Origin of the sequence: Kerstersia gyiorum, from assembly GCF_048595715.1 — a bacterium.
In the GTDB taxonomy this organism is placed as follows: Bacteria; Pseudomonadota; Gammaproteobacteria; order Burkholderiales; family Burkholderiaceae_B; genus Kerstersia; species Kerstersia gyiorum.
Window position 1 is genome coordinate 1,733,945 of sequence record NZ_CP169556.1, and the last position, 25,643, is coordinate 1,759,587.

18 protein-coding genes, 1 tRNA gene and 1 pseudogene are annotated in these 25,643 nt (G+C 62.3%); 9 read left to right on the plus strand and 11 right to left on the minus strand.

Features of this window, described 5'->3' with window-relative positions; translation table 11 throughout:
• Positions 1-10: 10 nt before the first annotated feature.
• From lspA to ACEW7X_RS07675, 3 genes are read right to left on the minus strand one after another with little or no spacing between them, the layout of a single operon-like run.
• Positions 11-529, minus strand: coding sequence for a signal peptidase II (gene lspA / locus ACEW7X_RS07665; protein WP_257740842.1), 519 nt, complete (start codon positions 527-529; stop codon positions 11-13).
• On the minus strand, positions 526-3,408 hold the full coding sequence (gene ileS, locus ACEW7X_RS07670; protein WP_420177839.1) for an isoleucine--tRNA ligase: 2,883 nt from the start codon (positions 3,406-3,408) through the stop codon (positions 526-528). Before ileS ends, lspA begins: the two co-directional genes overlap by 4 nt.
• Entirely contained in the window at positions 3,398-4,363 is a 966-nt protein-coding gene (locus tag ACEW7X_RS07675; protein ID WP_130486980.1) for a bifunctional riboflavin kinase/FAD synthetase, read from the minus strand. Before ACEW7X_RS07675 ends, ileS begins: the two co-directional genes overlap by 11 nt.
• Before the next feature lie 178 nt (positions 4,364-4,541).
• On the opposite strand from ACEW7X_RS07675, the gene purN reads away from it, so the two are divergent.
• From purN to ACEW7X_RS07695, 4 genes are all read left to right on the plus strand, one after another.
• Positions 4,542-5,156 carry a phosphoribosylglycinamide formyltransferase gene (purN, locus tag ACEW7X_RS07680; protein ID WP_127773859.1) on the plus strand — a complete coding sequence of 205 codons (615 nt, stop codon included), beginning with the start codon at positions 4,542-4,544 and terminating at the stop codon, positions 5,154-5,156.
• Positions 5,157-5,775: 619 nt separating this feature from the next.
• Positions 5,776-7,020 (plus strand): RsmB/NOP family class I SAM-dependent RNA methyltransferase, encoded by a 1,245-nt coding sequence (locus ACEW7X_RS07685; RefSeq protein WP_278857396.1) that lies wholly within the window; start codon positions 5,776-5,778, stop codon positions 7,018-7,020.
• 284 nt (positions 7,021-7,304) lie between these two features.
• Positions 7,305-8,513: a fatty acid desaturase gene (locus ACEW7X_RS07690; protein ID WP_127773863.1), complete on the plus strand. Its 1,209-nt coding sequence runs from the start codon at positions 7,305-7,307 to the stop codon at positions 8,511-8,513.
• Complete coding sequence (locus tag ACEW7X_RS07695; RefSeq protein ID WP_130487105.1) at positions 8,513-10,801, plus strand: UvrD-helicase domain-containing protein; 2,289 nt, start codon at positions 8,513-8,515, stop codon at positions 10,799-10,801. The genes ACEW7X_RS07690 and ACEW7X_RS07695 overlap by 1 nt, the downstream gene beginning before the upstream one ends.
• Here the strand turns inward: ACEW7X_RS07695 and ACEW7X_RS07700 are convergent.
• The 6 genes and pseudogenes from ACEW7X_RS07700 to dapC form a co-directional block, all read right to left on the minus strand.
• Positions 10,732-11,297, minus strand: a pseudogene (locus tag ACEW7X_RS07700) (DUF4260 domain-containing protein). The gene ACEW7X_RS07695 and the pseudogene ACEW7X_RS07700 overlap by 70 nt on opposite strands.
• A gap of 26 nt (positions 11,298-11,323) precedes the next feature.
• The gene (locus ACEW7X_RS07705; protein ID WP_130486982.1) at positions 11,324-13,270 is read right to left on the minus strand and encodes an ABC-F family ATP-binding cassette domain-containing protein; all 1,947 of its coding nucleotides are present in this window, start codon (positions 13,268-13,270) and stop codon (positions 11,324-11,326) included.
• Positions 13,267-14,166, minus strand: coding sequence for a 50S ribosomal protein L3 N(5)-glutamine methyltransferase (gene prmB, locus ACEW7X_RS07710; protein WP_068369221.1), 900 nt, complete (start codon positions 14,164-14,166; stop codon positions 13,267-13,269). The genes ACEW7X_RS07705 and prmB overlap by 4 nt, the downstream gene beginning before the upstream one ends.
• Positions 14,167-14,219: 53 nt before the next feature.
• Positions 14,220-15,377 carry a succinyl-diaminopimelate desuccinylase gene (gene dapE, locus ACEW7X_RS07715; protein WP_420177840.1) on the minus strand — a complete coding sequence of 386 codons (1,158 nt, stop codon included), beginning with the start codon at positions 15,375-15,377 and terminating at the stop codon, positions 14,220-14,222.
• The gene (gene dapD / locus ACEW7X_RS07720) at positions 15,374-16,198 is read right to left on the minus strand and encodes a 2,3,4,5-tetrahydropyridine-2,6-dicarboxylate N-succinyltransferase (RefSeq protein ID WP_068368007.1); all 825 of its coding nucleotides are present in this window, start codon (positions 16,196-16,198) and stop codon (positions 15,374-15,376) included. The genes dapE and dapD overlap by 4 nt, the downstream gene beginning before the upstream one ends.
• A gap of 37 nt (positions 16,199-16,235) precedes the next feature.
• A complete protein-coding gene (gene dapC / locus ACEW7X_RS07725; RefSeq protein WP_420177841.1) occupies positions 16,236-17,447 on the minus strand; it encodes a succinyldiaminopimelate transaminase in 1,212 nt (403 codons plus the stop codon).
• Between the two features lie 100 nt (positions 17,448-17,547).
• Between dapC and ACEW7X_RS07730 the strand changes: the two genes are divergently transcribed.
• The 3 genes from ACEW7X_RS07730 to ACEW7X_RS07740 all read left to right on the plus strand — a co-directional run bounded on the left by ACEW7X_RS07730 (position 17,548) and on the right by ACEW7X_RS07740 (position 21,667).
• Positions 17,548-17,634: transfer RNA gene (locus tag ACEW7X_RS07730), tRNA-Leu, on the plus strand.
• A 521-nt stretch (positions 17,635-18,155) separates the two neighbouring features.
• On the plus strand, positions 18,156-19,442 hold the full coding sequence (locus ACEW7X_RS07735) for a hypothetical protein (RefSeq protein ID WP_420177842.1): 1,287 nt from the start codon (positions 18,156-18,158) through the stop codon (positions 19,440-19,442).
• A 251-nt stretch (positions 19,443-19,693) separates the two neighbouring features.
• A complete protein-coding gene (locus tag ACEW7X_RS07740; RefSeq protein WP_420177843.1) occupies positions 19,694-21,667 on the plus strand; it encodes an FUSC family protein in 1,974 nt (657 codons plus the stop codon).
• A 136-nt stretch (positions 21,668-21,803) separates the two neighbouring features.
• Here ACEW7X_RS07740 and catB read toward each other — a convergent pair whose 3' ends face one another.
• Positions 21,804-22,439: a type B chloramphenicol O-acetyltransferase gene (gene catB / locus ACEW7X_RS07745; protein WP_130486986.1), complete on the minus strand. Its 636-nt coding sequence runs from the start codon at positions 22,437-22,439 to the stop codon at positions 21,804-21,806.
• A gap of 368 nt (positions 22,440-22,807) precedes the next feature.
• Between catB and ACEW7X_RS07750 the strand changes: the two genes are divergently transcribed.
• Positions 22,808-23,017, plus strand: coding sequence for a cold-shock protein (locus tag ACEW7X_RS07750; RefSeq protein WP_068367991.1), 210 nt, complete (start codon positions 22,808-22,810; stop codon positions 23,015-23,017).
• A 345-nt stretch (positions 23,018-23,362) separates the two neighbouring features.
• On the opposite strand, the gene ACEW7X_RS07755 is transcribed toward ACEW7X_RS07750, so the two are convergent.
• Positions 23,363-23,737 (minus strand): DUF4440 domain-containing protein, encoded by a 375-nt coding sequence (locus ACEW7X_RS07755; RefSeq protein ID WP_420177844.1) that lies wholly within the window; start codon positions 23,735-23,737, stop codon positions 23,363-23,365.
• A gap of 342 nt (positions 23,738-24,079) precedes the next feature.
• Between ACEW7X_RS07755 and ACEW7X_RS07760 the strand changes: the two genes are divergently transcribed.
• Positions 24,080-25,528: an NAD-dependent succinate-semialdehyde dehydrogenase gene (locus ACEW7X_RS07760; protein WP_068367989.1), complete on the plus strand. Its 1,449-nt coding sequence runs from the start codon at positions 24,080-24,082 to the stop codon at positions 25,526-25,528.
• The last annotated feature ends 115 nt before the right edge of the window (positions 25,529-25,643 follow it).

Sequence of the window (25,643 nt, forward strand, 5' to 3'; positions counted from 1 at the left end):
GACCGCCTTATCAGGAACCGGCGCGGACGCGGCGTGCGCGTGCCAGTTCATCCCAGAGCAGGAGGATGGCACCTACGGTAATGCAGATGTCAGCGAAATTGAACGCAGGGAAATAAGCGTTGTTCCAATAGAACAGCAGGAAGTCCACGACATGGCCGTGCTGCAGGCGGTCGATCACGTTGCCCAGTGCGCCACCGAGGATCAAGGTCAGCGCCAGGGAAAAGCGGCGCTGGGCCGCATGGCGACGCAGCAGGAACAAGATGAGCGCACTGGCCACGAAGCCCAGGGCAGTGAAGAACCAGCGCTGCCAGCCGTCGGCGCCTGCCAGGAAACTGAAGGCAGCGCCTTCGTTGTAGAGCAGGGTGAAGTCGAAGAACGGCAGCAGGTTCATGCGCTGACCATACTGCAGCACCGTATTGAAGTGGTACTTGGTCACCTGGTCCAGGCCAATCAGCAGGACGGCCAGGGCCACCCAGCGCCAGAAATCCGGCGCCGAGAGGCGGTTCGAGGCTTGCTTGCCCTGGTTCATGCGAACCTGCGCTGTTCGCCAGCGCCGAAAAGGTTGCTGACGCAGCGGCCGCACAGTTCGGGATGATCGGCATGGCTGCCGACATCCGCGCGCCAGTGCCAGCAGCGTGCACACTTGAGATGGCTCGAGGCGGACAGCGTTACGCGCAATTCACCTTCGCCTGGCTGCACCGATGCGCGTGAAACGATCAGCACGAACTTCAGGTCGTCTTCCAGGCTGGCGAGATCGGCGTATTCCTGGCCGCTGGCATGCACCGTGACTTCCGCCTGCAGGGAGGAACCGACGCTGCCGGCTGCCCGCAAGGTTTCCAGTTCACGCAGGATCTGCGCACGGACCTGGCGCAGGCGGCTCCATTTTTGCTGCAGCGCTTCGTTGTCGGCGCCCAGGGGCGGTTGATGGTAGGTCTCGGTGAAGATCGTGAGACGGGCGTTTTCTGGCACGGCGCCGGGGGTGGCTTGCGCCAGCACGTTCCAGGCTTCTTCTGCGGTGAAGGACAGGATGGGCGCCATCAGCTTGAGCAGCGTCAGCGTGATGTGCAGCAACGCACTCTGGGCGCTGCGGCGGGCGTGGCTGTCGGTGGCCGAGGTGTAGAGCCTGTCCTTGAGGATATCCAGGTAGAAAGCGCCCAGGTCTTCGGAGCAGAAGGTCTGCAGACGGGCCGTGGCCGGGTGGAATTCATAGCGCTCGTAGGCTGCCAGGATTTCTTCCTGCATGCGTGCGGTCATACCCAGCGCATAGCGGTCAATTTCCAGCATGTCCTCGACGGCTACCAATTGCGTGTTGGCGTCGAAGTCGGCCAGGTTGGCCAGCAGGAAACGCAAGGTATTGCGAATGCGGCGGTAGCCTTCCACGACCCGCTTGAGGATGGTGTCGGAGATCGACAGTTCACCGGAGTAGTCGGTGCTGCCAATCCACAGGCGCAGGATTTCTGCGCCCAGCGAATCCGATACCTTCTGCGGCACGATGACGTTGCCCAGTGACTTGCTCATCTTGCGGCCATCGCCATCCACGGTGAAACCGTGGGTCAGCAGCGCTTTGTAGGGCGCGCGGCCATAGAGCATGGAGCCGGTCAGCAGCGAGGAGTGGAACCAGCCACGGTGCTGGTCGGAACCTTCCAGATAAAGGTCGGCCGGCCAGGCCAGCACGTCGCCGTGCGAGCCGCCATCGGTCACCGGGGAGTCGGGGGTAGGCGCGCCGCCCAGAACGGTGACGTGCGTCGTGCCCGAATCGAACCAGACATCCAGTGTGTCGCGGGTTTTTTCGTATTGGTCGGCCTCATCGCCCAGCAGGTCGCGTGGGTCCAGCGACTGCCAGGCTTCAATGCCTTCCTGTTCGACGCGCTCGGCAACTTGCTCCATCAGTTCAACGGTGCGCGGATGCAGCGCGCCGGTTTCCTTGTGGACGAACAGCGACATGGGTACGCCCCACTGGCGCTGGCGCGACAGCGTCCAGTCAGGCCGGTTGGCGATCATGTTGTGCAGGCGGGCGCGGCCCCAGGAGGGGTAGAACGCGGTGGCTTCGACGGCTTCCAGCGCGGTTTCGCGCAGCGTCGGGCCGTTGCCGGCCGGGATCACGTCCATGCCGGCGAACCACTGGCTGGTGGCGCGGTAGATGACAGGCGTCTTGTGGCGCCAGCAGTGCATGTAGCTGTGCTTGAGCTTTTCCGTGCGCAGCAGGGTGCCGGCATCCTGTAGCGCCTGGACGATCAGCGGATTTGCATCCCAGATCTTGAGCCCGCCGAAAATGGGCAGCGTGGTGGCGTAGCGGCCGTCACCCATCACCGGATTGATGATGTCGGCATCGACCAGGCCGTGGGACTTGCAGCTGATGAAGTCGTCCACGCCGTAGGCGGGCGCCGAGTGCACCACGCCAGTACCGGTGTCCAGCGTGACATAGTCGGCCAGATACACCGGCGAAGTACGCTGGTAGCCGGCGTCGGCCTGGGCCAGCGGATGATGGAAGCGCAGGTTTTCCAATGCCTGGCCAGCCACCGTGGCGACGATTTCGCCGCTCAGGCCCCATTGTTCCAGGCAGGCGGCGACACGCTCGCGTGCGAGCAGCAGCATGGTGCCGGTCTGGCGTGCTTCGGACAGGCGCACCAGGCTGTATTCGAGTTCGGGATGGACGTTGAGCGCCTGATTGGACGGGATGGTCCAGGGCGTCGTGGTCCAGATGACGATGGCGCCGTCTTCCACTGCGCCGTCAGGCAGGCCGAATGCGCGTGCGATGGCCGATTTGTCGGCAAACGGGAAGGCGACGTCGATGGTCGGATCGACGCGGTCAGCATATTCGACTTCCGCTTCCGCCAGCGCCGAACCACAGTCGAAACACCAGTTGACGGGCTTGAGGCCGCGGAACAGGTAGCCGCGTTTGATGATCCCGGCGAGCGCGCGGATTTCGTTGGCTTCGTTGCCGTGGTTCATCGTGAGGTATGGATTATCCCAATCCCCCAGCACACCCAGGCGCTTGAAGTCCTTGCGCTGGCGGTCGATCTGCTCCAGCGCATAGGTGCGGGCGCGCGACTGCACTTCGGCGACAGGCAGGTTCTTGCCGTATTTTTTCTCGATCTGGATTTCGATGGGCATGCCATGGCAATCCCAGCCCGGGACATACGGTGCATCAAAACCGGCCATGTTACGGCTTTTGATGATGATGTCCTTCAGGATCTTGTTGACCGCGTGGCCCAGGTGAATGTCGCCGTTGGCATAGGGAGGGCCGTCATGCAGGACGAACTTGGGGCGGCCCTTGCTGGCCGCGCGAATCGCCTGGTAAATACGGTTTTCTTCCCATTCGGCAACCCACTTGGGTTCACGTTTGGCGAGATCTCCCCGCATGGGGAAGGCGGTATCGGGCAGGTTGAGAGTGTCTTTATAGTCCATGGACGGAAAAATAAGCGCGCGCATCGTCGGCATCTTGGCGGATGGCGGCGGTCAAGGCGTCAAGATCGGAAAATTTCTTTTCATCCCGCAGGTAGTGCAGGAATTCAACGTTGATCAGTTTACCGTAGGCATCGGCACTGGTATCGAGCAGGTGTGTCTCAAGCAGCAGCTTTCCTTCCCCCTCGACGGTCGGCCGCACCCCCAGGCTGGAAACCCCGGCCAGCGGACGGTCGGCCAGGCCATGCACGCGGGTGACATATATGCCGGGGCGCAACGCGCTGCGTTCGGGGACCCCCTGGTTCATGGTCGGGAAGCCCAGGTTGCGGCCTAGCTTGCGGCCGTGACGTACGTGGGCGCAGATCGACGGCCAGCGTCCGAGCAGGTCTCGGGCCAGCACCATATCAGCACTGGCCAGCGCCTCGCGGATGTCGGAACTGGAAATACGGCGGCCACGGGCATCGAGGACGTCATCCAGTGTGTGGACTTCGAAGCCGTGTTCGGCGCCGGCCTGGCGCAGGGTGGCGATATCACCGGAACGGGCCCGGCCATAGCGGAAGTCGCTGCCGACCAGCAGCCAGCGCACATCCAGGCCTTCGACCAGTATATGGCGGACGAAATCGTCGGGGCTCATATTGGCCAGCGTGTGGTCGAAGCGGCGCACGACCAGCTGGCGCATACCGGCCTGGGCCAGTGCCATGCATTGGTCGCGCAGGCTGGAAATCCGGCGTGGCACGAGGTCGGGCAGACCTCGCAGCCGCGCGAAATACTCGCGCGGGTGCGGCGAAAACGTCATGGCAGATGGCAGCAGGCCGCGATTGGCGGCGGCTTCGCAGACACGCGCCAGAATCGCCTGGTGGCCAAGGTGGACGCCATCGAAACTGCCTATCGTCAGCGCGCAAGGCTGGCGATGCTCGGCAGGAGGCAGGGAACGGTAGATATGCAGCGTTGGTTTCACGGGCGACAGTTTACAATCACCAGTTATATTTTTTAATGGAAATACCGCTTTGCCCGATGCGATCAACCGCCAGAGCGCGGATCACGCTCTCCCAAGTGCCGGTGAGGATGCCGGCGCTGCCCCTGCTGGAAAGTCCCCTTGCCGCCTGCTTATCCTGATTTCCGGACGTGGTTCCAATATGCGTACGCTGGTGGAAGCCTGTCGTGCCGAAGGATGGCCGGCGCAGATCGTGGGCGTCATCGCCAACAAACCTGAGGCGGCAGGGCTGGCCTGGGCGCGCGAGCAGGGCCTGGAGACGCTGGCGTTGCCGCACAAGGACTATGCCAGTCGCGAGACATTCGACGCAGCGCTGGCGCAGGCGATAGATACCTTCCAGCCGGATTACATCATTCTGGCAGGGTTCATGCGTGTATTGACCCCTGGGTTCGTGCAGCGCTACACCGGCCGGCTGGTCAATATCCATCCGTCCCTGCTGCCGGCATTTCCTGGGCTGCATACGCACGCGCAGGCGCTCGCCAATGGCGTGCAGGCCCACGGCTGCACCGTACATTTCGTGACGCCGGTGCTGGACCACGGTCCGATCATCGCGCAGAGCGTGGTGCCGGTACTGGCCGACGATACGCCAGATACGCTGGCGGACCGGGTATTGGAAACAGAGCATCGGCTTTTCCCGCAAGCGGTGCGCTGGCTGGCGGAAGGGCGGGTATCACAGGCGGCCGATGGCCGAGTGACGGTCGCCGGCGTGGCGTCGCGTCTTTATGTTTGGCAGGCGGAGGTAAAGCATCATGGCTGATCAGGGTCGCACTAATCGTTATGGCCGTCCGATTCCGGACGGTTCTGCAGGTGGACGCCGCCAGGCCGAAACCTCGCGCGACGGGCAGAAACCGCGTCGAGCCGACGGGCGCAGCGACGCACGTGCCGGCGGGCGATCCGACTCGCAGGAGCGCCGTGGCGGCTTGCAGGCCTGGCGCAGCAGCCGGGATGGACAGGCAACGAAGGACAGCAGTGGCAGCCGTCAGGGCGAACGTTCGGCGTCGGCACGGCAGCCGGATGCACGGCGTTTCGATGCCGGACATGCCGGTGCCGCAGGCCCCGCGTCGCAACGGCCGCGCACGCAGGCGGCACCCGGCCGCGGCGGCAATCGTCGCGACGAAACACAGCAAGAGTATCGCCGTGACGAGCGCGGTACGCCGCGTGGCGGCGAACGTGCTGGTGCGGGATCACGCCATGGCGCGCCCGCGCAAGGGCAGCGCCACCAGGTCGGCGCCAGGGATCGCAGCCAAGACCGGGGGCAAGCCCCCGTGCGTCAGGAGCGGTCGACAGGGCGGCCCCAGGCGGGTGCGGCACAGGCGGACGCAGGTTTCCAGCCGGTCGTCGTGCGTACGCGCCTGCATCCCATGGAATACCGGATGATGCAGCTTGGGCAGGTATTCGATCAGGTGTTCACCTGGGAGTATCCGGCGGATGCCGTACTGTCGCACTGGCTGCGGGCCCATCCGCAAGTGGGAGCGCGTGACCGCGCCCAGCTGGCAGAGGCGGTCTACGATGTATTGCGCCATCTGCGCCGCTATCGCCACTACGCCGAAAGCGGTACGGGGACGGCCAATCGCAGGTTGGCGATCCTGGGGCTGCTGGCCACGCAGGGCAGGGAAGTGCTCGAGCCGGTTCTGAACGACGAAGAGCGGGCCTGGCTGGAACGTCTGGAAGGCATCGAGGCCGATTCCCTGCCGCTGGCTGTGCGCCACAGCTTCCCGGACTGGCTATCGGAACAATTGGCGGTGCTGGCTGACGGTGAGTCCCTGATGGCATCGCTGAATCTTCCGGCGGGGCTGGACCTGCGCGTCAATCCCATGAAAGCGGACCGCGATGAGCTGTTGGCCGCCTTGCGCAAGAGCATGCCTCAGCATGATCCCCAGCCGACGCCGTATTCCCCCTGGGGAATTCGGGTGCAGGGGCGTCCGTCGCTGCAGCGCACCTCGCAATTCGAACACGGCCTGCTGGAAGTGCAGGATGAGGGCAGTCAGCTGCTGGCGCTGCTGGTCGGCCCCAAGCGGGGCGAGATGATCATCGACTTTTGCGCCGGCGCGGGCGGCAAGACCTTGCTGCTGGGGGCGCTGATGCGTTCCACGGGCAGGCTGTATGCCTTTGACGTTTCGGCGGCGCGCCTGGCGCGGGCCAAGCCCCGCCTGGCCCGCAGCGGCCTGTCCAACGTTGCCACCATTGCCCTGGAGCACGAGAACGACGTCAGGGTGAAGCGCCTGGCAGGCAAGGCCCAGCGAGTGCTGGTTGATGCGCCGTGCAGCGGCATGGGCACTTTGCGCCGCAATCCGGACATGAAGTGGCGCCAGTCGCCGCAATCGGTGCGCGAACTCTGCGATGTGCAGGCCCGGGTGCTGGAAAGCGCTGCGCGTTGCGTGGCGCCGGGCGGCCGCCTGGTCTACGCGACCTGCAGCCTGTTGCCGCAGGAGAACGAAGAGCAGGTGCAGGCATTCCTCAAGAAGCATCCGGCGTTCCAGTTGCTGGACGCCGGTGCGATTCTGGAACCCCGTGCGCCTGGTTTGGGGATGCAGGATAGCTATCTGCGCTTGCGCCCGGATCAGCATGGTACGGATGGATTTTTTGCCGCCGCCATGGAAAGGCGTGGCGATACGGCATGATTTTTGTTGCTGAAAAGCCAGTTTTTTAGCGACAGATGCTGTTTTTTGTAGCAAAATTAGGCTATGGCACTTGGACGGGAGCAACCCTGACCGGTTGTTCCTGCAGGCACCTGGCTTTTGCAGCAGGCGCTGGCCCGGACATGAATTCCCCTGACAGGGGTTTGCCGGGCACAGCGTGGCGTCTTTCTTGATCTGCCGCAAAAACCTTTTTGTCACCAGGGTGTCATAGGGTCAGTAGAGATATACACTGGTCCTCACCTTTTGACGCGAGACCCGATATCCACATGGATACTATTATTTCCTTTCTCAGCGGCGGCCTCCTGCAGGCCTCTTGGTGGCAGATCCTGATCGCCACCTTGGTAATGACCCACATTACCATCGTATGCGTAACCGTTTTCCTGCACCGCAGCCAGACGCACCGCGGGCTCGATCTGCATCCTGCGATCGCGCATTTCTTCCGTTTCTGGTTGTGGATGACGACCGGCATGGTGACCAAGGAATGGGTCGCCATCCACCGCAAGCACCATGCGCGCTGCGAGCGCGAAGGTGATCCTCACTCGCCCATGCTGTTCGGTATCTGGAAGGTGTTGTTCCGCGGCGCCGAACTGTATCGCCAGGAATCCGAAAACCAGGAAACCATGGCCAAGTTTGGCCACGGCACGCCCAATGACTGGCTGGAACGCAATGTCTACGCCAAGCACAGCGCGCTGGGCATCCTCATCATGCTGGGGATAGACCTGCTGCTGTTCGGCGTGGTCGGCCTGACGGTCTGGGCCGTGCAGATGGCCTGGATTCCCTTCTGGGCTGCCGGCGTCGTCAACGGCATCGGCCACTATTGGGGCTACCGCAACTTTGCCAGCCCGGATACCAGCACGAACGTGTTCCCCTGGGGCATCATCATCGGTGGCGAAGAACTGCACAACAACCACCACGCCCACGCCAGCTCGGCCAAATTCTCGAGCCAGTGGTACGAATTCGATATCGGCTGGGTCTATATCCGCATGATGCAGGCTGTCGGCCTGGCCAAGGTGCGCAAGGTCGCGCCCAAGCTCAAGCTGGAATCCGATGCCCGTTCGGTGGACCTCAAGACCCTGCATGGCGTGATCACGCACCGGTATGAAATCATGGCGCGCTACGCCGACCTGCTGAAGCAGGCCTGCTCGCAGGAACTGAGCCGCCTGAAGGGCGCCAACAGCGAGAACAGCGCCCAGACGTCGCGCCAGACGCTCAAGCGTGTGCGTAACTGGTTCCACCTGCCGGATACCAATCTGCAGCCCGAGCAACTGGCGCAGATCGACCAGGCAGTGGCGAGCAGCGAATCGCTGTCCACCCTGATGCAGATGCGCAAGGAGCTGGGCCGTCTCTGGGAAAGCTCCAGCGCCAGCAGCGAACAATTGCTGCATGACCTGCAAGCCTGGTGCCAGCGCGCCCAACAAAGCGGTATCGAAGGTCTGGCCGAGTTTGCCAGCCGCCTGCGCCGCTACGCGGCATGATGGATCTGGACCGCCTTAATCCCGAGCAACGCGCTGCTGTTACCCTGGATCCCTGCCATGCCCTGGTTCTTGCCGGGGCTGGCAGCGGCAAGACCAGGGTTTTGACAACCCGCATGGCCTGGCTGGTACAAACCGGCCAGGCCAGTCCTTTTGGGCTGCTCGCCGTCACCTTTACCAACAAGGCTGCCCGCGAAATGCTGGCGCGCCTGACGTCCATGCTGCCGCTGGACCCGCGCGGCCTCTGGATCGGTACCTTTCACGGGTTGTGCAACCGGCTGCTGCGTGCTCATCATCGCGATGCCGGTCTGCCGCAGTCGTTCCAGATTCTCGATAGCGCGGATCAGCTTTCGGCCATCAAGCGCCTGCTCAAGTCGGCGAATATTGATGACGAAAAATATCCGCCGCGCGATGTGCAGCGCTTCATCAATCACGCCAAGGAAGAAGGCCAACGGCCGGATACTGTCGTGACCAGTGACCCGCACAGCCGCCGTCTGGCAGAGATCTACGGGCTCTACCAGGAGCAGTGCGAGCGCGAAGGCGTGGTGGATTTCGCTGAACTGCTGCTGCGCGCCTACGAATTGCTGTCGCGCAATGCGCCGGTGCGCGAACATTACCAGCGTCGCTTCCGCCATATCCTCGTCGACGAGTTCCAGGATACCAATGCCTTGCAGTATCGCTGGCTGAAATTGCTGGCGGGCGGCGGCGCGCATGTGTTCGCAGTGGGGGATGACGACCAGTCCATCTATGCATTCCGGGGTGCGGACGTTGGCAACATGTCTGCCTTTGTGCGTGACTACGCTGGCGACCACGTGATCCGCCTTGAACAGAATTACCGTTCATACGGCCATATCCTGGACGCCGCCAATGCGCTGATCAGCCATAACACCGGCCGCCTGGGCAAGAATCTCTGGACCGCTCAGGGCGAAGGCGAACGCATACGCGTATGCGAACAGCCCAGCGACGGCCTGGAAGCCCAATGGGTGGTGGACGAGCTGAAATCGCTGACGCGCGAAGGCATGGCACGCAGTGAAATCGCTATCCTGTACCGCAGCAACGCGCAATCTCGCGTGCTGGAGCATGCGCTGTTCAGTGCCGGCGTGCCCTATAAGGTCTATGGCGGCCTGCGCTTTTTCGAACGCCAGGAAGTCAAGCATGCGCTGGCCTATCTGCGCTTGCTGGCCAACCCGGATGACGATACCTCGTGGCTGCGGGTCGTGAACTTTCCGGCGCGCGGCATTGGTGCGCGCACGCTGGAATCCCTGGCAGACCAGGCGCGTACCTATGGCACCAGCCTGTATGGTGCGGTGGCGCGCGTGCCTGGCAAGGGAGGCGCGAACCTGGCCCAGTTCGCGGCCTTGATTGGCCGCTTGTGGCAGGAAACGCGCAGCTTGCCGCTGCCGGATATGGTGGCCCATATCATCGAGCATTCCGGTTTGGTCGCTCATTACCAGACGGAACGCGAAGGCGAGGAACGGCTGGAAAACCTGCGTGAACTCGTTGCAGCTGCCGCGGCGTTTGTCGCCGAGGAAAGCTATGAAGGCATGCCGGCAGGCTTTGCTGCCGCGCTGGATGTCCCGGCCATTCCTGAAGACGAGGCCTTTTTCGGCGCGCCACCCGCTGCGGGGATGTCGCCGTTGGCGGCGTTTCTGTCGCATGCCTCGCTGGAAGCTGGGGACAATCAGGCACAGGCCGGTGAAGACGCTGTCCAGATGATGACAGTGCATGCCGCCAAGGGCCTGGAATTCGACGCGGTTTTCATGACAGGCATGGAAGAAGGCTTGTTTCCGCATGAGAACAGCCTGTCGGACCCGGAAGGCCTGGAAGAAGAACGGCGGCTGATGTATGTTGCCATCACACGGGCGCGCAAGCGCCTGTATCTGAGCCTGGCGCAAAGCCGTATGTTGCACGGCCAGACACGCTATGCCATGCGCTCGCGCTTCTTTCAGGAAATTCCCGAGCAGCATTTGAAGTGGCTCACGCCCAAGGCGTCGTCCCACCAGGGGTCGGGTTGGGGAGGGCCGGCGCCGCGTGCGTTGGCAGACGCCTTTGGCCGCCAGCCAACGGGCAGGATAGAGCCGCGCCAGGCCCGCCATGGCAGCAATGTGGTGAAGGTCGGTGATCGCGAATACCGGGTGGGCATGGGCGTCAGCCATGCCCGTTTTGGGGAAGGCACGATCATCGAGCTGTCCGGCAATGGTGACGATGCGCAGGCGCGGATTCATTTCCGCGATGCGGGGCAGAAAACACTGGCCCTGGGCATTGCCAAGCTGGATGTCGTGGCTGGCTGACCCCAGGGCGTAGTCGCCGCTGGGCTGCGCCTGTTCCGGATGGCATGACGCCGAAACCCGTTGCCGGGTTTCGGCGTTTTCGTTTTCCGTGCTGCCAGGCGAAAACCTTGCCCATACTTGAGGCCATAGCCCAAGGCACGATCAAAGCCGATGTGTGCAGTCCAGATCAGCCCAGCGGCAATCAGGCCGGGGACATCGAAAAAAAGCCTGCGGCCAGGCATGGCAAGGCGCCGGCATAGGAGTGTGCGCAGTTATAGAAAACCGCGCCCAGCCTAGGGCCGGCGGCATAGCCGAACAGGGACAGATCCGGCACCAGAAAGCACAAGGCGAAAAGCCCCCAGCCGCTGCTGGTGAAGCTGTGATAGGCCAGGAGGCTGGCCAGCAGGACGCACAACCCTTCCAGTCTCAGCAGGCTCCGCACGCCACCAACGGCAGCATGTGGAACCGTAGGGGTGGCGGAGAGCCGAGATGCTGTGGACGGGGAGGGGGGCAGCATGGGCGTAGCGGGCGTGTGTTTGCGTGTCAGCCTTCGCTGGCATTGATGGTTTCGATGGCTTCCATCAGTTCCAGCCAGCGTTCTTCCTGGGCATCCACGCTTTTGCTCAGTTCGCCGTGTTCAGCGAGAGCCTTGACGCGCTCGTCGCGGCGGGAGTCATCGTAAAAAGCGGGATCGGCGATCAGTGCGTCCAGCGCCTCCAGGCGGCTGCGCTGGCTGTTCATTGCGGTTTCCACCTTGCGCAGTTCCGCTTCCAGCGGTTTGCGCTGCAGGGCCAGACGCTGACGCTGTTCGGCTTCCAGGCGTTTCTGGGCCTTGCGGTCTGGCGCGGGGTCGGCTTGCTGTTGGCGGGCTTCCTGGCGTTCTTCTGCGCGCGCCTGGGCCTGGCGGGCCGCCAACCAGTCGCGGTAGTCTTCCAGGTCGCCGTCGAATTCCTGGACGCCGCCATCGGCAACAATCCAGAAATCATCGACGGTGGTGCGCAACAGATGCCGGTCGTGCGATACCAGCAGCATACTGCCGCCGAATTCGGCCAGCGCGGTGGCCAGGGCTTCGCGGGTATCGACGTCCAGGTGGTTGCTGGGTTCGTCGAGCAGCAGCAGGTTGGGGCGTTGCCATACGACCAGCGCCAGCGCCAGCCGCGCCTTTTCCCCGCCGGACATCGGTGCTACCGGCCCGGTCGCGGCATCGCCGGAAAAACCGAAACCGCCCAGGTAATTGCGCAGTGTCTGTTCACGTTCCTCGGGCGCCAGGCGGGCCAGGTGCGCCAGCGGGGTGCTGTCCAGATCGAGCATGTCCAGCTGATGCTGGGCGAAGTAGCCGATCTTCAGGCCCTTGGACGCCACACGTGTGCCGCCCAGCAGCGGCAATTCGCCACAGAGCGACTTGATCATCGTACTTTTGCCGGCGCCGTTGGCACCCAGCACGCCAATGCGGCTGCCGCCGCGCACCATCAGCGTGACCTGCTGCAGGATGGCGCCATCGCTGGCGTCGTCATTGCCGCTGGCGTAGCCCATGGCTGCATTTTCCAGCGTCAGCAATGGATCGGGCATCTGTTCCGGCGAAGGAATGCGGATGTCGATGCCGGCTTCGGCCTGCAGGGGGGCGAGCACTTCCATGCGCGCCAGCGCCTTCACACGGCTTTGGGCCTGTTTGGCCTTGGTGGCCTTGGCCTTGAAGCGGTCGATGAAGGATTGCAGGCGGGCAGTTTCGCGGGTCTGGCGATCCCAGGCAATCTGGCTTTGGCGCAGGCGCTCGGCACGTTGCACCAGGAAGTCCTGATAGCCGCCACGGTAGCGCACCAGCTTGCCGTGGTCGAAATGCAGGATGGAACGGGCGACGGCATCCAGGAATTCGGTGTCGTGCGAAATCAGCATGACAGTGCCCGGATACGCGCCCAACCAGCGTTCCAGCCACAGCATGGCGTCCAGATCCAGGTGGTTGGTCGGCTCGTCGAGCAGCAATAGATCCGACGGCGCCATCAGCGTGCGTGCAAGCGCCAGGCGCATGCGCCAGCCGCCGGAGAACGACGAAACCGGCTGCATCCATTCGGATGGGGCGAAGCCCAGGCCCGCCAGCAGTTGCTCGGCGCGCGACGCCGCATCCCATACGCCGGCATCGCTCAGGGCGGCCTCGAGTTCGGCAATGCGCATGCCGTCGTCCTGGTCCGACAGGCTGGCGCGTTCGGCCTGCAGCGCGCGCAAATGCACGTCGCCGTCGATGACGAATTCACGCGCCGGGCGTTCGTCGGCAACGATTTCCTGGCGCACGCTGGCGATGTGCCAGCCTTGCGGGACATCCAGGGTGCCGGCGTCGGCATCGCGTTCGCCGCGCAGCAGTGCGAACAGTGTCGACTTGCCAGCGCCATTCTTGCCGACGATGCCGACACGCTCGCCGGGGTGGACAACAAAATCTGCGTCTTCCAGCAGCACTTTGGTGCCGGCGCGCAGGTTCAAACGGGAAGCTCGTATCACGTCGTCAACTGGTCGCGCGTCAGCAGCATGATCGGGTGCAGGCCGCTGGCGGTATCCAGCCAGATGGGTTCCAGACCGGGGAATGCCCGGGCGAAGTGGTCGTGCTCGTGCCCGATTTCCAGGACGAGGATGCCATTGTTGTCGAGGTAGCGGGGAGCCTGGCCGATGATGGTGCGCACGAGATCCATGCCGTCGTCGCCACCCGCCAGGGCGCCGCGCGGCTCATGGCGGAATTCCTGTGGCAGCGCACCCATCGAATCTTCATTCACGTAAGGCGGGTTGCTGATGATGACCTGGTAGCGGGCGTCCTGGGGCAGGGGCTGGTAGAGATCGCCCTGGTAAAGGCTGAGGCGATCCTGCAGGCCGTAATCATCGACATTGGCACGGGCTACTTCCAGCGCGTCGGCCGAGAGGTCTACGGCATCGACATGCGCCTGCGGGAAGGCATGCGCCGCCAGGATGGCCAGGCAGGCAGAACCGGTGCAGAGATCCAGTGCACGCGTCACGCTTTCCGGGTCATCCAGCCAGGGCGTCAGGCCCTGTACCAGCCACTCCGCAATCGGCGAACGGGGCACAATAACCCGTTCATCCACACGGAAGCGATAGCCCTGCAGCAGGGCCTCGCCCGTCAGGTAGGGCGCAGGCAGACGTTCATCAATGCGACGGCGGTAGATATCCAGCACGGCATTGCGTTCCGCTGGCAGCAGGCGGGCATCCAGGAACGGCTCCAGGGTGTCGGCAGGCAGGTTCAGCGTATGCAGCGCCAGATAGGCGGCCTCGTCCCAGGCGTTGTCGCTGCCGTGGCCAAAGACCAGATTGGCGGCACGGAAGCGCGAAACGCCATAGCGCACGAGATCGCGCAGCGTCAGCAGCTCTTGTGCGGCATCCGCAGCGATGGCAGACGTGGCGTTGCCATGGGCGCCGGCTTGGCTGGCGTTGTTTGTCATGTTCATGCTTGGGCAGTAGGGCGCAGCAGGGTTTCCAGCGTGCGCCGATAAATGTTTTTCAGGGGCTCCAGGCTGTCGGCTGGAATGTTTTCGTTGACCTGGTGGATCGTGGCATTGATCGGGCCGAATTCCAGTACCTGAGGGCAAATCCTGGCGATGAAGCGGCCGTCGGAGGTGCCTCCGGTGGTCGAGAGTTCCGCCGTTATGCCGGTTTCCAAGGCGATGGCATCTGTCACCGCCGCGGTGAGGGTACCAGGTTCCGTCAGGAAAGGCTCGCCGCCCAGCTCCCAGGCCAGTTCGTAGTCCAGTCCGTGTCGGTCCAGCAGCGCATGCACCTGGGTTTTCAAGCCTTCGGCAGTGCTGGCGCTGGAAAAACGGAAATTGAATACTACCTGCAGTTCACCAGGCACGACATTGGTGGCGCCGGTGCCGGCATGGATGTTCGAGACCTGGAAGGTCGTGGGCGGGAAAAAAGCATTGCCCTGGTCCCACTCGGTGCCCGCCAGTTCGGCCAGCGCAGCTGCGGCCAGGTGGACCGGGTTGCGGGCCAGGTGCGGGTAGGCAACATGTCCTTGCCTGCCGATCACGCGCAGTCGGCCCGTCAGGGAACCGCGGCGGCCGTTTTTGATGGTGTCACCCAGCGTCTGGCCTGAAGTCGGCTCGCCGACGATGCAGAAATCCAGTTGTTCACCACGGGCCTGCAGATGTTCGCAGACAAGGCGCGTGCCGTGCAAGGCCGGGCCTTCTTCGTCGGAGGTGATCAGCAGCGCGATGGCTCCATCATGGTCGGGGCAGGTCTGGATGAACTCCTCGCAGGCGACGACGAAGGCGGCGATAGCGCTTTTCATGTCGGCAGCGCCGCGTGCGTACAAACGGCCATCCCTCAGCGTGGGAGTAAAGGGCGGGCTGTCCCAGGCGGCTTCGGGGCCGGTAGGCACGACATCGGTATGCCCGGCGAAAACCAGCAGCGGCCGGGCGCTACCACGTCGCGCCCAGAGATTGGTCACGCCGCCGGCGTTGATGGCCTCAATGCTGAAACCCAGCGGCGCCAGCCGGCTGGCCAGCAAAGCCTGGCAGCCAGCATCGTCGGGGGTCACGCTGGCGCGTGCCAGCAATTCGCTGGCCAGCGTCAGGACGGCATTGTCGCCTGGGGCGCTCATACCGACCTCAGCAGCTCGTTGATGCCGGTCTTGGCGCGAGTCTGGGCATCTACGCGTTTGACGATCACCGCGCAGGCCAGGCTGTGGCTGCCATCTGCGGCAGGCAGGCTGCCAGGGACGACCACCGAGCCAGAAGGCACACGGCCATAGATGATTTCGCCCGTGGTGCGGTCATAGATGCGGGTGCTTTGCGACAGATAGACCCCCATCGCCAGCACGGAATTTTCTTCCACGATGACGCCTTCCACCACTTCGGAACGTGCGCCGATGAAGCAGTTGTCCTCAATGATGGTCGGGGCGGCCTGCAGCGGCTCCAGCACGCCGCCGATACCCACGCCGCCGGACAGGTGCACGTTCTTGCCGATTTGTGCGCACGAGCCGACCGTCGCCCAGGTATCGACCATGGTGCCTTCATCCACATAGGCGCCGATATTGACGTAAGAAGGCATCAGCACCACGTTGCGGGCAATGTGCGCGCCATGGCGGGCCACAGCTGGCGGCACCACGCGCACGCCCTCGGCCGCAAAGCGCTCGGCGCTGTAGTTGGCGTATTTCAGGGCAACCTTGTCATAGAACTGCAGCGGGGCGCCGCCCATGGGCTGGTTATCCTGCAGCCGGAAGGACAACAGCACGGCCTGCTTGAGCCACTGATGCACCTGCCATTTACCGTCGATCTTCTCCGCCACGCGCAGCTTGCCGGTATTCAGGCCGTCGAGAATCTCGTCGACTGCGGTTTTCAGGCTGGCGGGGTGATGCGCGGCGTTGATGTTGGCGCGGTCTTCCCAGGCTTGTTCGATGGTGTTCTGCAGTTGTGCTGTCATGCTTTCAGGTCCGGCTGTGTGGAAAAATCTGTGGGGTTTACTTGGGGGTCTGGTAACGCGATTTTACGTGCCGCGCAATACGCTCAGCTGCTTCGACGCATTCCTCCAGCGGCGCAACCAGCGCCAGGCGGATGCGTCCTGCGCCAGGGTTGTAGCCATGTTGCTCGCGCGCCAGGAAACTGCCCGGCAGTACGCCGACACCGGTGGCCGCGTACAGATCGCGGGCGAAATCGGTATCGGCTATCGGCGTGCCCGCCCATAGGTAGAACGAGGCGTCCGGCATCTGCACGTCCAGCACCTCTTTCAGAATGGGGTAGACGGCGGCGAACTTGGCCCGGTATGCCGCACGGTTGGCCAGCACGTGTTCCTCGTCGCTCCAGGCGGCGATGCTGGCCTGGGTAACGATGGGGCTCATCGCGCTGCCGTGATACGTGCGGTAAAGCAGGAACTTGCCAATCAGGCTGGCATCGCCGGCGACAAAACCCGAGCGCAGGCCAGGCAGGTTGGAACGCTTGGACAAGCTGGAAAACACCACCAGCCTGGCATAGTCCGTACGGCCCAGTTGCTGCGCTGCCTGTAGCGCGCCCAAAGGCGGTCGCGCCTCGTCCGGGAAAATTTCGGAATAGCACTCGTCGCTGGCGATCACAAAACCGTAGCGGTCGGACAGGGCAAACAACTCGCGCCACTCGTCCAGGCGGATCACGCTGCCGGCGGGATTGCCGGGTGAGCACACATAAAGCAATTGTGTCCGCTGCCAGACCTCGGCGGGTACCTTGCTCCAATCCGAGGAGAAATTCAGCGAGGCCTCGGCTGGCGCATAGTAGGGCTGTGCCCCGGCCAGCAGCGCGGCGCCTTCATAGATCTGATAGAACGGATTCGGGCATACCACCAAAGGCTCAGGCGCGCTGCTGTCCACTACCACCTGGGCAAAGGCAAACAGCGCTTCGCGAGACCCCAGCACAGGCAGCACCTGGGTGTTGGCATCCGGAGCCGGAATGCCGTAGCGGCGTCCGAGCCAGTCCGCGATGGTCTGGCGCAGGATCGGATCGCCTTTGGTGGGAGGGTAATGGGACAGGCTGTCCAGTGCAGCGGCCATCGCAGTGCGTACACATGCCGGAGCGGCATGGCGAGGTTCGCCGATATGCAAGGGGATGGGCTTGAGCGCCTCCGGTGCCGGGCCGGCTTCGGCCAGCAGCTTGCGGAGCTTCTCGAAAGGGTAGGGATTGAGCAGGTTCAGGCGTGGGTTCATGAAAGTACCCTGGGGGTTGTAGACGTAATTCTACCAAGTCGGCTACAATAATCGGCTTCGTATGTAAAAGCTTACGAGCAGAAAGCAGTAGTCCCCGAGTGCGAGGGTGGCGAAATTGGTAGACGCACCAGGTTTAGGTCCTGACGCCGTAACAGGTGTAGGGGTTCGAGTCCCCTCCCTCGCACCATGAATTATCAATAAAATCAACGGATTATAATTTTCTCGTCGTGATTTTAGGCCTGTTGCAGGTTGGCCGAAAGCATCATAAAGACAACATTTTCATGTTGTCTTTTTTGTTGCCCGTCACTTTGGCAACACGAAGTCTCTGGTACCAGGGAGCATTTCAGGCTTTCGTCCGGATGCCAGGCCAGGTACCGCTGGGTTCCTTGGGAATCTGGCAGCGATTGCTTGACGGTACAGTGAGATCACTCCTCAAGAAAAAAACGGTGCTCTGCACCCGACCCCCCCCAAAAAAAAATGCTAAATCCGTGTCCAACTTTGGCGGGCTGGGGGACGCACGCTGTTCACGTCATTTCGATGATTGGACGGTCGGTGGATTTCGATTTCTTCATGTCATAGAAGCTATAAATAAGAAAACCCTACTTTTTCGGCATCGCTTTTTAAAGTGGCATTACAATCTTTTGTTACAGGAAGTTTGGCAAGCAGGATTGGCGTCATGTTGGCTCTTGAAAAGAGGGTGGTCTTGTTTTGAAGAAATTTCTGGTAGTCGCAGCTTTTCTGGGTTGCAGCACCGGCAGCCTGGCTCAGGCTACTGCGCAGCTGACCGCGTTGGGGCAAGGAGGCGCACCAGCGCAATTCAATCAAGACGTCGCGGTGGGACAAGGCGCATTCCTTGCCAAATACCAGGCCAAGATGGTGGAGTGGGTTCGCCAGGCGGCCGAAGAAGGGCAGGCGGAGGCCCAGTTCAATCTGGGCATCATGCTGGCAAATGGTTTTGGTCTGGCCAAGGATGACGCGCAAGCGGCTATTTGGTGGCGCCGAGCGGCTGAGCAAGGTTATGCGCCGGCGCAATTCAACTTGGGCGCAATGCTCGAGCTAGGAACAGGCGTGGCCCAGGATGAGGCCCAGGCGATTCAATGGTATCGCCGAGCTGCGGAACAGGGGCTGGCGCAGGCACAACATAATCTGGCTGTCCGGCTGGACGAAGGCAAGGATATTGCCCGAGACGAGGTGCAGGCACTCCAGTGGTATCGCCAAGCCGCAGAGCAGGGCTTGGCCCTCGCGCAGTTCAATCTGGGCGTCAAGCTGGAAGAAGGCAAGATTGTTGCCAAAGACGCAGATCAGGCGCTCCAGTGGTATCGCCTGGCTGCCGAGCAAGGCCTTTTGCAAGCGCAGGTCAATCTGGGAATCATGCTGGCAGAAGGCAAAGGCGTTGCCAAAGATGAGGTCCAAGCGATGCAATGGTATCGCCGGGCGGCGGAGCAGGGTGACGTGCAAGCGCTATACAATATAGGCGTTATGCTGATGAGCGGCAGTGGCGTCGCTCAAGACAAGGAGCAAGCGGCGCAGTTGTTTCGTGTGGCCGCTGAGAGCGGCTTTGCCCAAGCTCAATTCAACCTGGGGCTGATGCTGGCGAACGGTGATGGTATCGCCAGAGACTATGCGCAGGCGGTGCAGTGGTATCGGCGGGCCGCTTTGCAGGGCGTGGCAGCAGGGCAATACCAGCTGGGTTTCATGCTGGAAAAAGGGTTGGGTATCGCCAGGGATTATGCGCAGGCGCTCCAGTGGTACCGTCGCGCAGCCGAGCAGGGGGACGCGTTGGCGCAATCCAGTCTGGGCGGAATGCTGACCTTGGGTACCGGCGTTCGTAAAGATTATCCGCAAGCGTATTTCTGGTTGTTGTTGGCAAGCACCGGAGATGATTCTGCAAAAATGATGCGCGATTTTGTTGAAAAGAGCCTCAGCAGCGCCGAGATCAGTCAAGCCCAGGCCAGGGCCAGTGCCTGGCGCCCGACACTTGAAAATCAACCCTGATCCCTTGGGCCGGTCCGTTTTCCCCGTTTCCTCATCATGCAAGCCGATGGCACCAGAATTTCAAAAATCCACCGCGCTTCGTCTATGCTGGCTGGGTACACATTTCTAATGTGCGATTGAGTGCCCGACAGTGCTTCGTGCAGTCGGGAGGGATTGCCATTGCCGCAATGGCTTTCATGCGTGGTTTGTCAACGGGTTTGCCGCTTTCTGTCCTCTGGGATAGGGGTGGATCATGCGAGGAACGCTGCAACATGGAACGCCAGCATCGTCACTTTGTCACGCAGGATGGCACCGTTCGCCCCAATGCCTGGCTGCGGCAGTTGACCCGTTTGAAACCTGCCAGTTGGCCCAGGGCCCGTTGCGTGAGGACGGCATTGGCGATTGCCTTGCCGATTCTGCTGGGCATGGTGGTGGATTCCCCAGCGACGTTCATGATGATGTCATTGGGTGCTCTCGGGCTTTGCCTGGGAGAGCGGGATGGGCCGTATTTCCCCCGCTTCAAGGAAATTCTGATCGTGGCGCCGCTGGGCGCCATTGGTTTTTTTCTGGGGTATCTGGGAGATCTGCCCTGGGGCTGGGTGGTAACCAGCATGACGCTGGCGGCGTTTCTGGCCGGGATCATCAGCAGTTTCGGCTCGGCATGGTCGGCGGGAACGGTGCAAGGCCTGCTGATGGGGTGTATCGCCATTGCGATTCCGGCCATTGCGCCGTTTTGGCAGCCGGCCTTGTTCTTTCTGGCGGGATGCGGCTTTTATGCGCTGCTGCTGGGGATTGAAGCCTTGCTGCGCCGCCAGCGGTCTTTTATCAATGAGGTTGCCAGCCTGCTGGACGATATTGCCAAGCTGGCGTCGGCGCGCGCACGTGGTATTGCCCCGGCCGGGGAGGCGTCCTACCGGCGTGCAGTGACAGACAAATTGTCTGCGGCCTATGGCAGCTTGCTGTCCAGCCGTTACCGGCACCAGGCTGGCCGTTCCCCGTATCTGGATTGGGAAGCGTCGGTGCTGCAAGGAGTGGAGAATCTGTTTTCAGCCACGCTGGCTTCACGGATTCCGGAGAACCTGACAGCCTGTGCGCAGGAGTTGAAGGAAATTTCCCGGCAAGTCCGTTTGGGCAAGTCGTTTACGCTGCCTGCCGCCGGGACGAGTCCGGCGGCTACCATGCTGTTGCCGCGCGTGGTGGCCAGCTTCCGCCAGGTTTTCTGGCAGCATGCATCGTCACGCGGTCTGGCTGAGCGAATATTGGCGGCGCAGGCCCAGCCGCACCGGCGGCTGCGGGACAGGCTGGCGCTCGCGCCCCAGTCGATCAGGACGGCTGCGATTCTGGCCCTGTGCATAGGCCTGGCGTTTGCGACACGCTGGTTCAACGATGGGCCGCATTGGTATTGGACGCCCTTGACGGTCATTATCGTGCTCAAGCCTGACCTGGGGTCGGTTTTTGCACGTACGGTGCTGCGCATGCTCGGGACTATCGCCGGGGTAGCGCTGGGCGCGCTGATTTTTGCCCTGGTGCCCAAGGGCATCGGGATGGTGTGCGTATTGGCGTTGCTGGCGGCGCTGTTGCCCTGGGCCGTACTGCGCTCCTACGGTTTTGCAACGTTCTGCGCCACCATTGTGGTCCTCATTTTGCTCGACGAAATCGCGCCGGGGCTGCGCAATGTCGATTACGGCCTGGCGCGTCTGGTGGATACCGTGTGGGGCGGCGTCATTATTCTGGTGTTTGGCTATTTTTTGTGGCCGCGCCGCCATGCGCAGGCCTTGGCCCAAGGTTTTCAGGATGCGCGATCCTGGTTGTCGCGCTATCTGCTTGCGCTGCGGCCCAGTACGGGCGACGGTGCAGTACCCGCACCGTCGCCCGCCAGCCCGTCGGTGGCACGCCGGCAAGTCTATGTCGCGCTGGCGAAAATGCGGGGGCAATTGCAGAATGCCCTGCAAGAACCGCCACCGGCAGGCCCCGAGGCTGCCGCCTGGTTTCCGCTGGTTACCAGTGCGGAGCAACTGTGTGACGATATCAGTGCATGGGCCATCAAGCATGCCGTTGCGCCGGGCGCACAGGCAGACACCTTGACGCAGCTGGCTGCCTGGGTATCGGGCGAGCCCCATGATGCGGCGAATCTGCTGTATGCGGAGAACACGCCGGACGACGGGCCATTGCCGGCGTTGAGCACGTTGGTGTGCGCTTGGCTGGCGCAGGTCGACAGGTTGACGGAACCCCAGGGGAAAACATGAGCCTGCATGGCAGGTGCGCCGGCTTGTGCGTGCCTGGGCCGCTGTCTAGGCCGATCTCATGCCAGGCGTCTGGTCTGGCCGGCTTGCGACCTGGCCTGTTCTGGCATGATGGGGCGGCAGCGCCCCATGTCGTTGCCTATGCCGCGATTTCGTTTTTCCAGTACAGATGCAGCCCGGTAATGTCGCCCGAGCACAGCAGCGGCATGGCGGCCTTGATATGTGCCAGCGGCCAGTCCCACCATTGCATTTGCAGCAGTAGCACGATTTCTGCATCGGCAAAGCGTTGCTTGATGGGCTTTGCCGGGTTGCCGCCGACGATGGTGTAAGGCGCTACGTCCTTGGTGACCAGCGCACGGCTGCCGACGACCGCGCCATCACCAATTTTCACGCCTGGCAGGATCATGGCTTCGGCGCCTATCCAGACATCGTTGCCGACGACTGTATCGCCTGCGTTGCTGAAGGCATCGCGGGCCTGCGCGAAGGCCGGCTCTTCCTTCATATAGAAGAAAGGAAAGGACGATATCCAGTCGTAGCGGTGGCCCTGGTTGCCTGCCATGATGAAACTGGCGCCCGTACCGATCGAGCAGAAGCTGCCAACGATCAGCTTATCGACGTCGTCCCGGTCGGGAAGCAGGTAGCGGGCGCAGTCGTCGAAGGAATGGCCGTGGTAGTAGCCGGAGTAATAGCTGTAGCGGCCGACCTTGATGTTGGGGTTGGTGACCTGTTCGCTGAGCAGCTTGCCGCGGAATGGGCTGTCGAAGTAGTTGGACATTGGGATTCGTTATCGTGATTGTTGTCGTGATTCAGGCCGTCGGGCCCGCCAGCAGCCGGCAAGGACGGTGTCGAAGTAGCGGTAATGTTGTGATAGGGAGACGCAAATCGTTCCCTTGGTTCCTGGCGTGTTTCAGGCGGGCAGGCTTTGCTTGTAACGTTTGTCGCAGGCGCCAGGAGTGAGCCCCGAAGCGGGTGGACAGGGCGTTGTAGCGCCTCAGACGGGCCTTTGGGGCGGGTTTGCCGTCAGGTATCACAGCGGTATTGGCAGCAGGCCAAAAATTAATTGGTAACAGCACTATCTTTATTTCCCAAGGTCGACGATAGTGGCTGTGGGGTGCTTTTATCCCTCTTACCTAGGAAATTACATTGAAAACTGAAATTGGTGTCGTGAAATGGTTCAACAGCGAAAAGGGCTTTGGATTCATCATGCCGGAGTCTGGCGGTAAAGACCTGTTTGCGCACTACTCCGAGATTGTTGGCAGCGGCCATAAGTCGCTCGAAGAAAACCAACGAGTCTCGTTTGTTGCCGGCGTTGGCCAAAAAGGCCCTTGCGCGACGAAGATCGAAGTCATCTAAGATGACTCCCGCTATTTAGCGGGCAGCTCGAATTCAGGCTAACCCCATGGCATCATCGGGTTAGCCTTTTTATTTGGCTCGTGCTTGCGGCTTGCCGGTCTTGATTGGCCCGATGCTTCGGCAGGCCGGCGTGTTGATCCGCCAGGCTGGTCAATAGCGTGCCAGCGGGGGTGCCAACGGATTCCGGCTCTGTACGGATATGGTGTCCTGCATCTGTACCCTGCATGTTGCCAGCGCCGCATTGTCCAGGCCCGACACCTGCCTAGTCCCATATCTGTCAAGCATTCAGCGGGCAAGGATAGCACAAGGGCGTCGTGCCACATTGTGGACGTCGTGCCGTATTGCTTAGCGCGCTGGAGCATTCGTGCACGGTGCTTCGCATGGCGTGCCCTGGTGGAAGCGAAGCTGCCAACGGCCGTCCAACCAGGACCAAATGGAGCTGCGGTGGGCATGCAGTCTGTTGCCCGACTGGTCGGGCACGCTGCTGTCGTAGGTGACCAGCCAGGTTCCCGGCGCCAGTTTCCTGGCTTGCAGGCAGCTCAGGTGCGCATGGATTGCCGGTCCGTCGGTGATGAGGCAGTCGGCCCGGCTATGGATCTGGCCGGAGCGGCCGAATTCAAGAAAATCTGGCGCAAAGTGTTTTTGCTGGAAGGCGGCATCGTAGCGGGTAGCTTCATGCCACAAGGCATGTTCCAGCGGGAAGAGTTCAGATTCGCTCATGGTGTCGTGCATGGATGAAGGCGGACGTACCGGTAGCCGGTGACGCGGATGGCCTATCCTCGGGCAAGGCGTGGCGCCTGTCAAAAAACGAATAAAAAAGACACGATTCCCCCAGATTTCCTGTGCCGGTCCGCACGGTCGCGACAGTCTTGGGTTAGCCTATGACGGCTTGTCTCATAAATATTCTGACCCTGCGCCAAAGTGCCGGCCGTCGCCGTTTCCGGTGCGTACCGGCAAGTGGGGTTTCCTGCCTGTCGCGCGGGGCCGTGCCCTTCATTTGGGGCCTGCCCGTGGCGCAAGCGGGAATCCTGCATCCATCAAGAAAAACATTGGAGAGCCTGAATGTCCCAAGCTGAAACTTCGTATCCCTCGATTCAATTGTTGATTGCCAACCAGTGGCGCGACGCGACGGATGGTCGCAGCATTGATGTGCGCAACCCGGCGACTGGCCAGGTGATCGGCCAGGTGGCCCATGCCAGCCGCGCGGATCTGGATCTGGCGCTGGCGGCGGCACAGAAAGGGTTCGATGCCTGGCGCCGGACGCCTGCGCAGGAGCGCGCTGCCGTGATGCGTCGCGCCGCCGGCCTGCTGCGTGAGCGTGCGGACCGCATCGCTGCGCTGCTAACGCAGGAGCAGGGTAAGCCGCTGGCCGAAGCACGCGTCGAAACGTTGTCGGCCGTCGGCATCATTGAATGGTTCGCGGAAGAGGGCTGCCGCGTTTATGGCCGTATCGTGCCTTCCCGCAATATTGCTGCCCAGCAGCAGGTGCTCAAAGAGCCGGTCGGTCCGGTGGCGGCATTTACACCATGGAATTTCCCGATCAACCAGGTGGTGCGCAAATTGTGTGGCGCGCTGAGCACGGGTTGCTCGATTCTGGTCAAGGCTCCCGAGGAAACGCCGGCCTCTCCGGCTGAACTGGTGCGCGCGTTTGTCGATGCCGGTGTTCCGGAAGGCGTGGTTGGGCTGGTATTTGGCGATCCGGCGGAAATTTCGTCCTACCTGATTCCGCATCCGGTGATCCGCAAAATTACCTTTACCGGTTCCACCGTGGTGGGCAAGCAGCTGGCGGCGCTGGCCGGTGCGCACATGAAGCGCGCGACCATGGAATTGGGTGGCCATGCGCCGGTGATCGTGGCGGAGGATGCGGACGTCGCCCAGGCCGTGAAAGCCATTGGCAGCGCCAAGTTCCGCAATGCAGGGCAGGTGTGTATTTCGCCCACGCGCTTCCTGGTGCAAAGGAGTATCAAGGAGACCTTCACGCGTGAATTGGTGCGCCACGCCGAGGGCCTGAAGGTCGGCAATGGCCTGGAAGCCGGCACGACCCTGGGCCCCCTGGCCAATCCGCGCCGCCTGGACGCCATGCAGAAGGTGGTGGAAAATGCGGTGGCTGCTGGCGCGACGCTGGCCACTGGCGGCAAGCGTCTGGGCGAGACGGGCAACTTCTTCGCGCCCACTGTGCTGGACGATGTGCCGCTGGCGGCATCGGTGTTCAATGAAGAGCCGTTCGGCCCGGTAGCAGCTGTGCGTGCGTTCGACGACATCGAGGATGCCATCGCCGAAGCCAATCGCTTGCCGTTCGGGTTGGCTGCCTATGCTTTCACGACGTCACTGCGCAACTTGCGGCTGTTGTCGCAGGGCGTGGAGGTCGGCATGCTGTGGGTCAATCAGCCTGCCGCGCCCTGGCCGGAGTTGCCGTTCGGCGGAATCAAGGATTCCGGTTACGGTTCCGAAGGCGGGCCGGAAGCGCTGGAAGCCTATCTGAACACCAAGGTGGTATCGGTACTGTCGTGATAAGCCGGCCTTGACAGGCCGGCTCCAAGAAACAGGCCCTGGCAGGCCTGTCTTGTGTACCCATGCCATGTACCCACGCCATTCGCCATCATCCATGGCGTGGGTTGCAGGTTTT